Here is a 13,755-nt window from a genome sequence, read left to right as displayed (position 1 = left end):
CTTGCGCGGTCAGTCGTCGAGTGCCACGACGACGCGACGCCACGCGCCGTCCCGCGCATCGTGTTCGACGCACGCACCGCGCACGGCAAGCGCGCCCTGCAGCGATGCCGGCAGCAGGATCTCCACGCGCTCGGCAGGGCGGTTCATGCGACCATCCCAGCGGACCGACACGCCGAGTTCGCCGGACGCCGTGCGTCCGGTCTCGACACGCCACAGCCCGTATTCGCCGTCGCGCCACGCTTCCGTTTCGCCGTCGTCCTCGACGCACTCGCCGTACGCAACGCCGTCCTCGATGCGCGGCGCGACGAGGAAGCCGCGCGTGTCCGCGCGTGCGCCGAACCGTTGCTCGGCGACGTTCAGCGGCAGCACGCGGCCTTCGCGCAACAGCATCACCGGCGTGTCGAGCGGCGCGGGCAGCGTCACGTTCGCGCCGCCGTCGAACGACTGCGCGCTCGCGCAGCACAGCCAGCGCGCACCGGACGGCAGGTAGACCTCGCGCTCCGTGCGGCCCGGCTCGACGACCGGCGCGACCAGCAGCGCGTCGCCGAGCATCATGTCGTCGCATTCGTCGTAGCAGCGCGGGTCGCCGGGGAAGTCGCCGAAGGTCGGCCGCAGCACCGGCTCGTAGCGCGTGGTCGACAGCCACAGCAGGTGATAGAAGTAAGGCAGCAGCCGGTAGCGCTGCTTGAGCAGCGACGCGATCCGCGCGGTGATCTCCGGATACATCCACGGTTCGTTGACGGTTCCGTCGTCATTCCACGAATGGATGCTGAAGCGCGGCATGAAGATGCCGAACTGCACCCAGCGCAGCAGCAGCTCGGGCGACGGGGCGGGGCCGGAGAAGCCGCCGATGTCGTGACCGATGTTCGACACGCCCGACAACGCGAGCCCGAGGCCCATCTTCAGGTTGTAGCGCAGCGTTTCCCACGACGTGTAGTTGTCGCCGGACCAGGTCTGCACATAACGCTGCATGCCCGCGCCGCCGGAGCGCGACACGAGGAACGGCCGCCGCGCCGGCGCATGTGCGCGCTGTGCGTCGCGCGACGCGCGCATCATCAGCATCGTCTGCAGCACCTTCGCCTCGCGTGCGGGAAACGGCTGCCCGAAGCCGTGCGCGATTGCGTCGGGCGACCAGATCTCGTATTCGTTGTTGTCGTTCCACGTCGACTCGATCCCGTAGTCGAGCAGCGCCGACGTGACCTGCTCGCGCCACCAGTCGTAGGCGTCCGGTTGCGTGAAGTCGAGATACGCGCCGACCTCGTCCCAGAATTGCACCCATGCCGGTTCGCCGGATGCCGAGCGGATCAGCAGCCCGCGCCGCGCGGCGTCGTCGAACGCCGGGTGGTCGCGCAGCAGGCACGGCTTGATGTTCGCGCACAGGCGGATACCGTGGTCGCGGTAGTGCTTCACGAAACCCTTCGCGTCGGGAAACTTCTCGCGGTTCCAGTTGAACACGTAGCGCTTCTCGCCGATCGACGTATAGCCCGACGACAGGTGGAACGAATCGCACAGAATGTCGTGCGATTCGCACCGCTCGACGAACTGGTTCATCTGCCGCTGCGCGTCCGGCGCGTCGGTGTAGCTCATCGTCGAGCCCGAATAGCCGAGCCCCCATTTCGGCGTGCGCGCGGGGCGCCCGGTGAGCCACGTGAAGCGCCGCGCGGCCGTGAGCGGCGTGTCGGGCGACGCGATGAAGTAGTAGTCGAGATCGCCGTGCTCGGCGACGAAGTAGCGGTAGAGCCCGTGGTAGTTGTCGAGCTCGCGGCCCATGTCGAACGCGCAATCCGACAGCGTGTCGTAGAACAGCCCGAAGCCCTGGCACGCGCCTGGCGACCACGTGACATAGAACGGAATGTGCTTGTAGAGCGGGTCCGTGTGCTTTGCGCTGTAACCCATCGCGTCGATGTTGCGCATCTCGAAGCGCGCGCCGGTGCGGTCGAGGTCGCCCGCGCGCTCGCCGAGACCGAACACCTTGTCGCCGCGCTCGCGAGCGACGTAGTGATAGGCGCGATCGTCCCACCAGCCGAAGTTGTACGCTTGCGTCGCGCGATCGGCGAGCACGACGCGCCACGCGCCGTCGGCGCCGCGCATCGACCACGTGCAATGGCCGCCTTGCCGGCTTACCGTGAGGCGGATCTGCGCGGTTTCGATGCGCACGCCGCCGTCGTCTTCGACGAAGTCGTAGGCCGGCTGCGCGAAGCCGCTCAGGTCGAGACGGTCGCGCCCTTCGAGCGGCACGTCGTCGAGGCCCGGCGCGATGGTCCAGGTGCGCGGGTTGCGCGCCGTCGCGTCGGGCAGCACGCGCACGCGCACGATGTCGTCCTCGAGCACGAAGATCTCGAGCGTCGCGTCCGCGTCGGACGCGAGCAGCACACGGTTCGCCTGCCGGTCGGCGACGTGGAACACGGGCGGATGAAGAAGCGAAGTCATGTAAGCGATTCCTGGTGAAGACGGAGGTCAGGCGTGCTGCGCGAGCAGGCGCTCCTGCTTCGACTGCCCGCGAATCAGCACCGCGAGCAGCGTGACGCCGATGATGTCGAACAGGCCGAGGCACGCGAACAGCGGTGCGTAGCCGATCTTGTCGGCGAGCGCGCCGACCAGCAGCGAGAAGCCGAGCCCGCCGATCCATGCGGCCATGCCCGCAAAGCCGCTGGCGGTGCCGACTTCCTCGGGATCGAACACGTCGGCCGACAGCGTGTTGACGAGCGCGGAGATCATCTGGTGCGCGAAGCCGCCGACGCAGAACAGGCCGATGGCCGTGTACGGCGACGACACGAGCCCGATCATCGCCGGCCCCAGCATCAGCACCGCGCCGAGCGCGACGCCGGCGACGCGCGACCACACGAGCGGCAGCCTGAACCGGTTCGCGAGGTACGGCGACAGATAGCCGCCGGCGATGCCGCCGAGATCGGCCGCGAGAAACGGCATCCACGCGAACACGGCGATCTGCGCGAGCGCCATGTGGCGTTCGGTGGCGAGGTACAGCGGAATCCAGAAACTGAAGGTCTGCCACGCGGGTTCCGCGAAGAAGCGCGGCAGCGCGATCGCCCAGAAACGACGCGCGGTGACGACGTCGCGAATCCGGCGCTTCGACGCGGCCGGCATCGTGGCCTGGCCGTCACGGATCAGCGTGCGCTCCTGTGACGTGATGCGCGGATGATCGGCCGGCGACCGGTACTGCGTGTACCAGAGCGCGGCCCACACGAAGCCGAGCGCGCCGGTGACCATGAACGCGGATTGCCAGCCGAATCGCATCGACAGGAACACGACGAGCGGCGGCGCGATCGCGGCGCCGAGCGACGTGCCCGCGTTGAAGTAGCCGACCGCGACGGATTTCTCGCGATCGGGAAACCATTCGGCGACGGCCTTCATCCCTGACGGAATCGCGGCGGCCTCGAACAGCCCGAGCAAGCCGCGCAGGATGCCGAGCGACAGCCAGCCCGACGCGAAGCCGTGCGCGACGCCGACCACCGACCACAGCATCGCGAACAGCGCGAACCCGACCCGCAGGCCGATCAGGTCGACGATGAACCCGCATACCGGCTGCATGATCGTGTAGCCGATCTGGAACGCCCCGACGATATACGAGTATTGCTGCGTCGAGATCGCGAACACCTGCTTCAGTTCCGGTGCGAGCACCGCGAGGGAATTTCGCGCGAGGTAGTTGAGGATCGTGCCGAGACATACCAGCACGATGATCCACCAGCGCAACGCCTTGACTGTTTTCACTGCTGTCTCCTGAGCCATGCAAGTCGCCCGGCTGGGGCGTCTTATGCGGTCATATTTGTACGATGTCCGATCTTCATGGGCGGCCGATTCACCTGGCTTCTACCGGAATTGGCGCATTCGATCGAACATTTCGCTGCTGTTGAAAGCCAATGTTATCTGACGACTGATCATTTTCGAGCATCCTATGTTCGAATTCGAATCAGGTCAACGTGAATCTGCATTCGAACGAACATCCTCGGGGTATTCCCGATAGGTTCGCGGACGGGATCCTCGATGCGTTGCGCGACGAGGGCGGCGAATGCCGGCTGGACGGCGATCGAGCGGTCGTCGCACGACCAACTGCATCAGGCGGGTCCGGCAGGGGGGCGTGGGAACCCTGATGAAAATTTATTTTTTTCCAGTCGGCAGATTGTGTAAATTGATTTTCATCAACCTTGCAAAACCATTCGCAATGACGCCTCTCGTTCCGCACGATGCCAGTCACGAGGAATCCGCGATCGCGGAGCGCATCGCCTCGGCCATGCCGCGGATGACGCCGATCCACCGCCGGATGGGCGAGTTCGTGCTCGCGAATCCGTTTCGCGCGGCGACGATGCGGATCGACGAGCTGGCGCAGGCCGTGAACGCGTCGATCGCGACCGCGAACCGCTTCGCGAAGGCGCTGGGTTTCGACGGCTATCCGGCGATGCGCGCGGCGCTCGTGCGCGGCTTCGAGGCGACGCTCGGCCCGGTCGAGCGGCTGCGTTCCGCGCAGGAGCAGGAACAAGAGCAGGGCGTGCGCGGCGCAGCGTGGATCGACGCGGTGTTCGACCAGGCCGTCGCGAACATCGAGAACACGCGTGCGCAGCTGGATGCGGCCGACGTCGAGGCGGCCGTCGAGGCGATCGTCGGCGCGCGGCGCGTGCTGATTCTCGGCGCCGGTTCGAGCGCGTTTCTGACCGGGCTGATGGAACACGGATTGTCGGTGTGTCACGACAACGTGCAGTCGCTCGCGTTGCTCGGGGGACCGTCGCATGCGGCGCGGCGCCTGTATACGGCCGACTCGCGCGACCTCGTGATCGCGCTCGCGTTTCCGCGCTACGTCAAGGACACGATCGAGCTGGCCCGCCGCGCGGCCGCGCGCGGCGCGCGCGTGCTCGGCATCTCCGACGGGCCCGGTTCGCCGCTTGCACCGATCGCGTCGCTGAATCTGTACGTCAAGGCCGAACGGCGTTTCGCGGCCACGTCGGAGGCGGCCGTGCTGACGATGATCGAGGCGCTGATCGACGCGGTCGCGCTGCGCACGCACCGCTCCGCGAAGTCCGCCGCCGAAATGACCGAATTCCTGTTGCCGTGGCTGATCCACCCGCAAGCGGTGCCGCCGGCCGCCACCCCTTCTTCCTCCGGTACGAAAAAATCATGACTTCACCCGCGATCGTCGCGATTCATGGCGGTGCAGGCACGATCCTGCGCGATGCGATGGACACCGACACCGAACGCCAGTACCGCGCCGAACTCACCGCGATCCTGCTGGCCGCTCAACAGGTGCTCGCCGATGGCGGCAGCGCGCTCGACGCCGTGACCGTCGCGGTGCGGCTGCTCGAGGACTGTCCGCTGTTCAACGCCGGGCGCGGCGCCGTCTATACGGCCGAAGGCAAACACGAACTCGACGCGGCGGTGATGGACGGCACGACGCTCGCGGCCGGCGCGATCTGCTGCGCGACCCGCGTGCGCAATCCGGTGCTCGCCGCACGGCGCGTGATGGAGGCGAGCGAGCACGTGCTGCTGGCAGGCGCGGGCGCCGACGCGTTCGCGGCCGCACAGGGCCTCGAACTCGCCGAGCCCGGCTACTTCGACACCGAGGCGCGTCATGCACAGTGGGTCAAGGCGCGCGCGGCGGCCGGCACGATGCTCGATCACGATGCCGCGACCTTCGCGTTCGGCGCCGGGCAGCCGGCCGAGCCGCTCGATCCCGATCGTAAGCACGGCACGGTCGGCGCGGTCGCGTGCGACGTGCACGGCCATATCGCGGCGGCGACGTCGACCGGCGGCATCACGAACAAGCAGCCCGGCCGCGTCGGCGATTCGCCGATCATCGGCGCCGGCTGCTATGCGGACGACGCGACCTGCGCGGTATCCGCGACGGGCACCGGCGAGATGTTCATCCGGCTCGCGACCGCGCATGACGTGGCCGCGCAGATGGCCTATCGCGGCGCATCGCTCGCCGATGCCGCGCACGACGCCGTGATGAACAAGCTGTCGCGCCTGGCCGGGCGCGGCGGGATCGTCGCGGTCGACGCGCATGGCAACGTCGCGATGCCGTTCAACACGGAAGGGATGTATCGCGGCTACGCGCGCGTCGGCGAGACGCCCGTGGTCGGCATCTATCGCGACGATGCGGCCTGATTCCGGATCGTACGAGGAGACCTTCGCATGACTTCGAGCCGAACCCCGTCCGCGCTGGTGCTGCCGGAGCAGCGCGTCGTCGCCGTCGACGACCTGTCGGTCATGTTTCGCCGCGAAAACGCGACGTTCGATGCGGTGCGCAACGTGTCGTTTCACGTCGATCGCGGCGAGACGCTCGCGATCGTCGGCGAGTCGGGCTCCGGCAAGTCGGTCACGTCGCTCGCGCTGATGCGGCTCGTCGAACATGGCGGCGGCGAGATCACGAGCGGCCGGATCGCGTTGCGGCGTCGCGGCGGCGCGCTCGTCGACCTCGTGCAGGCGAGCGCGGCGACGATGCGCGGGATCCGCGGCGCGGACATCGCGATGATCTTCCAGGAGCCGATGACGTCGCTGAACCCGGTATTTACGGTCGGCGACCAGATCAGCGAGGCGATCGCGCTGCACCAGTCGAAGAGCGCGACCGAAGCCCGCGCGGAAGCGTTGCGGCTGCTCGATCTCGTGCGCATTCCGGAGGCGCGCCGCGTGTTCGCGCGCTATCCGCACCAGTTGTCCGGCGGGATGCGGCAGCGCGTGATGATCGCGATGGCGCTGTCGTGCCGGCCCGCGCTCCTGATCGCCGACGAACCGACGACCGCGCTCGACGTGACGATCCAGGCGCAGATCCTGCAGCTGATCCGCGGCCTGCAGGACGAAATGAACATGGGCGTGATCTTCATCACGCACGACATGGGCGTGGTCGCCGAGGTGGCCGATCGCGTGCTCGTGATGTATCGCGGCGAGAAGGTCGAAGAGGGCGAGTCCGAACGCATTTTCGCGACGCCCGCGCATCGCTATACGCGTGCGCTGCTCGCGGCCGTGCCGCGGCTCGGCTCGATGCAGGGCACCGATAACCCCGAGAAATTCCCGCTGCTGAAGGTGGACGGCGCGAGCGCGGCCACGCCGGCATCTGCCGCGAACGACGCGGTCGCGGCCCCCGTCGCCGGGCAGCCGCACGTCGATCCGGCCGCGCCGCCGATCCTGCGCGTGCGCGATCTCGTCACGCGGTTTCCGGTGAAGAGCGGCGTGTTTGGCCGCGTGTCGCAATACGTGCACGCGGTCGAGCGCGTGAGCTTCGAGCTGCGCGCGGGCGAGACGCTCGCGCTCGTCGGCGAATCCGGCTGCGGCAAGTCGACCACCGGCCGCTCGCTGCTGCGCCTCGTCGAATCGCAGAGCGGCTCGATCGAATTCGACGGCCGCGACATCAGTGCGATGAAGGGCCATGACCTGCAGGCGCTGCGCCGAAACATCCAGTTCATCTTCCAGGATCCGTTCGCGTCGCTGAACCCGCGCCTCACGGTCGGTTTCTCGATCATGGAGCCGCTGCTCGTACATGGCGTCGCGAGCGGCCGCGAAGCGCAGGCGCGCGTCGACTGGCTGCTCGAGAAGGTCGGCCTGCCACCGGAGGCCGCACGCCGCTATCCGCACGAATTCTCGGGCGGCCAGCGTCAGCGGATCGCCATCGCACGCGCGCTCGCGCTGAATCCGAAGGTCGTGATCGCCGATGAATCGGTGTCGGCGCTCGACGTGTCCGTGCAGGCGCAGATCGTGAACCTGATGCTCGACCTGCAGCGCGAGCTGGGCGTCGCGTATCTGTTCATCTCGCACGACATGGCCGTCGTCGAGCGCATCAGCCATCGCGTCGCGGTGATGTATCTCGGCCAGATCGTCGAGATCGGCCCGCGCCGCGCGGTGTTCGAGGCGCCGCAGCATCCGTACACGAAGAAGCTGATGAGCGCGGTGCCGGTGGCAGACCCCGCGCGCCGGCATGCGCCGCGCCAGCTCGCGGCGGACGAGATTCCGAGCCCGATCCGCGCGGTCGGCGACGAGCCGATCGTCGCGCCGCTCGTGGCGGTCGGCCCCGATCATTACGTCGCGACGCATCGCGTCGGCGGCGCGTATTGATTGCACGGCGAGGCGGATATGGACCGCAGCTGCGCACGCGCCAGGCAACGGCGTCATTTTCCCGAGCGGATGCAGTCACGCCGCGATTTCCACCACGCGTTACCGAATCATCCACAGGAGCCAGACAAAATGAACAAGTCGCATTCGTTCCCGATGTTCCGTCCGCGCGCGTTGTTCGCCGCGGGGGCAGGCGCGCTCGCGCTGTCGGTCGCCGTGCCCGCGTTCGCGCAACAGAACGTCGTGGTCGCCGTGTACTCGACGTTCACGACGATGGACCCGTATGACGCGAACGACACGGTGTCGCAAGCTGTCGTCAAGTCGTTCTACGAAGGGCTGTTCGGCTTCGACAAGGACATGAAGCTCGTCAACGTGCTCGCGACGAGCTACCAGGCGTCGCCCGATGCGAAGGTCTACACGGTCAAGCTGCGCCCGGGCGTGAAGTTCCACGACGGCACGGATTTCAACGCCGAGGCGGTGAAGACGAACTTCGACCGCGTGACCGATCCGGCGAACAAGCTGAAGCGTTACGGGCTGTTCCGCGTGATCGAGAAGACCGAGGTGGTCGATCCGATGACGGTGCGCTTCACGCTGCGCGAGCCGTTCTCCGCGTTCATCAACACGCTCGCGCATCCCTCGGCGGTGATGATTTCGCCGGCCGCGCTGAAGAAGTGGGGGCGCGACGTGTCGCTGCATCCGGTCGGCACGGGCCCGTTCGAGTTCGTCGAATGGAAGCAGACCGACGACATGAAGGTGAAGAAATTTGCCGGCTACTGGAAGAAGGGCTATCCGAAGGTCGATTCGATCGACTGGAAGCCGGTGGTCGACAACAACACGCGCGCCGCGTTGCTCAAGACCGGCGAGGCCGATTTCGCGTTCACGATCCCGTTCGAGCAGGCCGCCGACCTGAAGAGCAATCCGAAGGTCGATCTGATCGAGCGGCCGTCGATCATCCAGCGCTACATCTCGCTGAACACGCAGAAGAAGCCGTTCGACAATCCGAAGGTGCGTGAAGCGCTGAACTACGCGGTCAACAAGGAAGCGCTCGCGAAGGTCGTGTTCGCCGGCTACGCAACCCCGCAGACGGGCGTCGCCCCGGTGGGCGTCGAATACGCGACCAAGCTCGGGCCCTGGCCGTACGATCCGGCGAAGGCGCGCGCGCTGTTGAAGGAGGCCGGTTATCCGAACGGCTTCGAGTCGACGCTCTGGTCCGCGTACAACCATTCGACGGCGCAGAAGCTGATCCAGTTCGTCCAGCAGCAGCTCGCGCAGGTCGGCGTGAAGGTGCAGGTGCAGGCACTCGAGGCCGGCGAGCGGGTCGCGAAGGTCGAGAGCGCGCAGGATCCGGCGACGGCACCGGTGCGGATGTACTACAGCGGCTGGTCGGCCTCGACGGGCGAGGCGAACTGGGCGCTGTCGCCGCTGCTCGCGTCCACGTCGGCGCCGCCGAAGCTCTACAACACCGCGTACTACAAGAACGGTGCGGTCGACGACGATCTCGCGAAGGCGCTCGAGACGACCGACCAAGCGAAGAAGGCCTCCCTGTACGCCGACGCGCAGAAGCAGGTGTGGGCCGACGCGCCGTGGATCTTCCTGGTGCAGGAGAAGATCGTCTATGCGCGCAGCAAGCGCCTGCACGGTATGTACGTGATGCCGGACGGCTCGTTCAACTTCGACGAAATCTCGGTGAAATGACGGCGATTCGCCCGTTGTGCGGCGCCGGCGGCGCGAGCTGCCGGCGCGCTGATTCGATCGGTGCCCCATGCTGAATTTTCTCGTCAAACGCCTGTTCGGCCTGCTGCCCACGCTCGCGATCGTCGCGGTGCTGGTGTTCCTGTTCGTGCACCTGCTGCCGGGCGATCCGGCGCGGCTCGCGGCCGGCCCGGAAGCCGACGACGCGACGGTCGCGCTCGTGCGCGCCGATCTCGGGCTCGACCGGCCGCTGCCGGCGCAGTTCGCGAACTTCTTCGTGAAGATCGCGCACGGCGATTTCGGGACGTCGACGCGCAGCAAGCGTCCGGTGTCGACCGAGATCGGCGAGCGCTTCATGCCGACGCTGCTGCTGACGCTCGTCAGCATGGTCTGGGCGACGGCGTTCGGGATGGCGATCGGGATCGCGTCGGCGGTATGGCGCAATCGCTGGCCCGATCGCCTCGGGATGACGATCGCGGTCTCGGGCATCTCGTTTCCGGCGTTCGCGCTCGGCATGCTGCTGATGGAGATATTCTCGGTGAAGCTCGGCTGGCTGCCCGTCGTGCCGGACGGCACGTGGAAGAGCTACGTGCTGCCGTCGCTGACGCTCGGCGCCGCGGTCGCGGCCGTGATGGCGCGCTTCACGCGCGCGTCGTTCGTCGAGGTGCTCAACGAGGATTACGTGCGCACCGCACGCGCGAAGGGTGTGCACGAGCCGATGGTCGTGCTCAAGCATTGCCTGCGCAACGCGATGATCCCGGTCGTCACGATGATGGGGCTGCAGTTCGGCTTCCTGCTCGGCGGCTCGATCGTCGTCGAGGCCGTGTTCAACTGGCCGGGGCTCGGGCGCCTGCTGGTCGACGCGGTGACGATGCGCGACTACCCGGTGATCCAGGCGATCGTGCTGCTGTTCTCGCTCGAATTCATCCTGATCAACCTGACCGTCGACGTGCTGTACGCGGTCATCAACCCGACCATCCGGTTCAAGTGAGGCGCGCATGAACGCGACTGTCCAGCCCGCGGCGTCGGCCGCATCGAGCGCGATCCGCACGCCGTGGCGCGAATTCTGGCGCAAGTTCCGCAAGCAGACCGTCGCGCTGGTCGCGGGCGGTTTCGTGCTGGGGCTCGTCGTGCTCGCATTCGTCGGCCCGCACATCGTGCCGTTCGATCCGGAGAACTATTTCGACTACGACGCGCTGAACGCCGGTCCGTCGGCCGTGCATTGGTTCGGCGTCGACTCGCTCGGCCGCGACATCTTCAGCCGGATCGTCACCGGCACGCGCATCTCGCTCGCCGCCGGCTTCTTCTCGGTCGCGCTCGGCGCGCTCATCGGCACGTTCTTCGGGTTGCTCGCGGGCTACTACGAAGGCTGGTGGGACCGCATCACGATGCGCGTGGCCGACGTGCTGTTCGCGTTCCCGGGGATCCTGCTCGCAATCGGCGTGGTCGCGATCCTCGGCAACGGGATGGTCAACGTGATCTGCGCGGTCGCGATCTTCAGCATTCCGGCGTTCGCGCGGCTCGTGCGCGGCAACACGCTGATGCTCAAGCACATGACCTACGTGGAAGCCGCGCGCAGCATCGGTGCGTCGGACTGGACGATCATCATGCGGCACATCCTGCCGGGCACTGTGTCGTCGGTCGTCGTGTACTTCACGATGCGGATCGGCACGTCGATCATCACGGCCGCGAGCCTGTCGTTCCTCGGGCTCGGCGCGCAGCCGCCGACGCCGGAGTGGGGCGCGATGCTCAACGAGGCGCGCGCCGACATGGTGACGGCGCCGCACATCGCAGTCTTCCCGAGCCTCGCGATCTTCCTGACCGTGCTCGCGTTCAACCTGCTCGGCGACGGACTGCGCGACGCGCTCGACCCGAAGCTGGAGCGGCGCTGATGCGTGCGGTTCCGATGTGGGGCACGACGCTGCCGGCCGGGCCGCGCGGCACGATTGCCGACGTGCCGGGCGTGACGGTCGGCCATGCGACGCTCGATGCCGGCGACGTGCAGACCGGCGTCACCGTCGTGAAGCCGCATCCGGGCGACCCTTACCGCAGCAAGGTGCCGGCCGGCGCGGCCGTGATCAACGGCTTTGGCAAGAGCGTCGGGCTCGTGCAGGTCGACGAACTCGGCACGCTCGACACGCCGATCGCGCTGACCAACACGTTCGGCGTCGGCGCGGTCGCACAGGCGCAGATCCGCGCGGCGATCGCGAAGAATCCGCACATCGGCCGCGACTGGCCGACCGTCAACCCGCTCGTGTTCGAGTGCAACGATGGCTATCTGAACGACATCCAGGCGTTCGCGGTGACGGCCGCGCATTACGAAGAAGCCTGCAATACCGCGGCGCGAGACTTCGCACGTGGCGCGGTGGGCGCCGGGCGCGGGATGTCGTGTTTCGACCTGAAGGGCGGGATCGGCTCCGCGTCGCGCGTGGCCGTCGCGGCCGGCAGGCCGTACACGGTCGGCGCGCTGGTGCTCGCGAATTTCGGCCGGCTGCCGATGCTGACGCTCGGCGGCGTGCCGCTCGGGCGCATCGTCGCGCAGCGGCGTGCCGCCGCGGACGCGCAGGCGGCGGCGCCGGAGCAAGGCTCGATCATCCTGCTGCTGGCGACCGATGCGCCGCTCGACGCGCGGCAACTGTCGCGGCTCGCCCGTCGCGCGGGCGCGGGGCTCGCCCGCACCGGTTCGGTCTACGGGCACGGCAGCGGCGACATCGCGCTCGCCTTTTCGACCGCGTACACGATCGCGCACGATGCATCGACCATCGCGCTACCGGCCCTCGTGGCCGATGCGGCGCTCGATCCGCTGTTCATGGCCGCGGCCGAGAGCGTCGAGCACGCGATCGCCGACGCGCTGCTGCAGGCCGTGACCGTGACCGGGCGCGACGGCCACGTGCGGCAATCGCTGCGCGACGCGGTGCCCGATCTCGATCGGTTATTCAACGAAGGTGACGAAGGACGTCCGATCCATTCATGAAGATACTCATCTCGACCGACATCGAGGGTGTCGCCGGCGTGTTCGCCATCGAGCAGACGCGTGCCGGCAATCCGGAATACGAACGTGCGCGCCGCTGGATGACCGCCGAGGCGAACGCGGCGATCGAAGGCGCGTTCGCCGGCGGCGCGCAGGCCGTCTGGGTCAACGATTCGCATGGCGGCTTCCGCAATCTGCTGCCCGACGGGCTCGATGCCCGTGCCCGCGTCGTGCTCGGCAAGCCGCGCACGCTGGGGATGATGGCGGGCCTCGAACAGCAGCCCGACCTCGTGTTCATGATCGGCTTTCACGCGAAATCGCAGACGCGCGGCGTGCTTGCGCACACCATCAACAACTTCGCGTTCACGCAGGTGTGGCTGAATGGCGTCGAGCTCGGCGAAGCCGGGCTGTACGGCGCGCTGGCGCGCGAATATGGCGCGCACGTCGCGCTGGCGTCGGGCGACGACGTGTTCGCCGAGGAAACCCGGCCGTTGTTTCCGGACGCGCGTTTCGAGACGGTCAAGACGGCCGGCGGCGCATCGAGCGGCGACACGCTCACGCCGGCAGCGTCCTGCGCGCGCATCGCGACCGCCGCACGCGAAACGGTCGCGCACGCGCTGTCGTCCGGCTGGCGCGCGGGAGCGCATCGGCCCGCGCCGGCTGCTTGCACGCTGCGCGTGCAGACGGCCGCGCTCGCCGATCTGTTCTGCGTGCTGCCGTCGCTCGAGCGGGTCGATGCGGTGACGCTGCGCTTCGACGGGCCGTCGGTCGAGCACGTGGTGCGCACGCTGAACAGCCTGTCGGCCATGTCGTTCATGCTGCGGTGATGCGTGCCGATCGGATGCCGGACCGCGATCTCGTCGCCGAAATCCGCGTCGGTCCACGCCCCACGAGATGAAACGTATTGGGCATCTCCGCTCCGATGAAGTCGCTATCCGGCCGATTCGGCCGTCGGGTCTCGCGGCCGTCCGGTCGCGCAAGCGTGGAGCGGATCGTAGACCGATCGAAGGTGCCCCGCCTTCGCTGTCGGGTCACTCATG

Annotated in this window: 10 protein-coding genes; 8 read left to right on the top strand and 2 right to left on the bottom strand. The window is 67.8% G+C overall.

Annotated elements, in window-relative coordinates:
• Positions 1 to 9 precede the first annotated feature (9 nt).
• Positions 10 to 2,430: a glycoside hydrolase family 31 protein gene (locus WS66_RS07520; protein ID WP_059598876.1), complete on the bottom strand. Its 2,421-nt coding sequence runs from the start codon at positions 2,428 to 2,430 to the stop codon at positions 10 to 12.
• Positions 2,431 to 2,457: 27 nt separating this feature from the next.
• Positions 2,458 to 3,729 (bottom strand): MFS transporter, encoded by a 1,272-nt coding sequence (locus WS66_RS07515; RefSeq protein ID WP_059598877.1) that lies wholly within the window; start codon positions 3,727 to 3,729, stop codon positions 2,458 to 2,460.
• Between the two features lie 451 nt (positions 3,730 to 4,180).
• Between WS66_RS07515 and WS66_RS07510 the strand changes: the two genes are divergently transcribed.
• The 8 genes from WS66_RS07510 to WS66_RS07475 all read left to right on the top strand — a co-directional run bounded on the left by WS66_RS07510 (position 4,181) and on the right by WS66_RS07475 (position 13,542).
• Positions 4,181 to 5,131, top strand: coding sequence for a MurR/RpiR family transcriptional regulator (locus WS66_RS07510; protein ID WP_059598878.1), 951 nt, complete (start codon positions 4,181 to 4,183; stop codon positions 5,129 to 5,131).
• Positions 5,128 to 6,114, top strand: a complete 987-nt coding sequence (locus WS66_RS07505) for an isoaspartyl peptidase/L-asparaginase family protein (RefSeq protein ID WP_059598879.1) — start codon at positions 5,128 to 5,130, stop codon at positions 6,112 to 6,114. Before WS66_RS07510 ends, WS66_RS07505 begins: the two co-directional genes overlap by 4 nt.
• A gap of 27 nt (positions 6,115 to 6,141) precedes the next feature.
• Positions 6,142 to 8,055, top strand: a complete 1,914-nt coding sequence (locus tag WS66_RS07500; RefSeq protein ID WP_059598880.1) for a dipeptide ABC transporter ATP-binding protein — start codon at positions 6,142 to 6,144, stop codon at positions 8,053 to 8,055.
• Between the two features lie 129 nt (positions 8,056 to 8,184).
• A complete protein-coding gene (gene gsiB, locus WS66_RS07495) occupies positions 8,185 to 9,747 on the top strand; it encodes a glutathione ABC transporter substrate-binding protein GsiB (protein ID WP_059598881.1) in 1,563 nt (520 codons plus the stop codon).
• Between the two features lie 67 nt (positions 9,748 to 9,814).
• Positions 9,815 to 10,735, top strand: coding sequence for a glutathione ABC transporter permease GsiC (gsiC, locus tag WS66_RS07490; RefSeq protein WP_057928296.1), 921 nt, complete (start codon positions 9,815 to 9,817; stop codon positions 10,733 to 10,735).
• 7 nt (positions 10,736 to 10,742) lie between these two features.
• Complete coding sequence (gene gsiD, locus WS66_RS07485; RefSeq protein WP_059598882.1) at positions 10,743 to 11,636, top strand: glutathione ABC transporter permease GsiD; 894 nt, start codon at positions 10,743 to 10,745, stop codon at positions 11,634 to 11,636.
• Complete coding sequence (locus WS66_RS07480) at positions 11,636 to 12,718, top strand: DmpA family aminopeptidase (protein WP_059598883.1); 1,083 nt, start codon at positions 11,636 to 11,638, stop codon at positions 12,716 to 12,718. Before gsiD ends, WS66_RS07480 begins: the two co-directional genes overlap by 1 nt.
• Complete coding sequence (locus WS66_RS07475; RefSeq protein ID WP_059598884.1) at positions 12,715 to 13,542, top strand: M55 family metallopeptidase; 828 nt, start codon at positions 12,715 to 12,717, stop codon at positions 13,540 to 13,542. The genes WS66_RS07480 and WS66_RS07475 overlap by 4 nt, the downstream gene beginning before the upstream one ends.
• The last annotated feature ends 213 nt before the right edge of the window (positions 13,543 to 13,755 follow it).

Origin of the sequence: Burkholderia sp. LA-2-3-30-S1-D2 (assembly GCF_001523915.2) — a bacterium.
In the GTDB taxonomy this organism is placed as follows: domain Bacteria; phylum Pseudomonadota; class Gammaproteobacteria; order Burkholderiales; family Burkholderiaceae; genus Burkholderia; species Burkholderia diffusa.
This window is presented reverse-complemented; position numbering and strand designations above follow the sequence as displayed.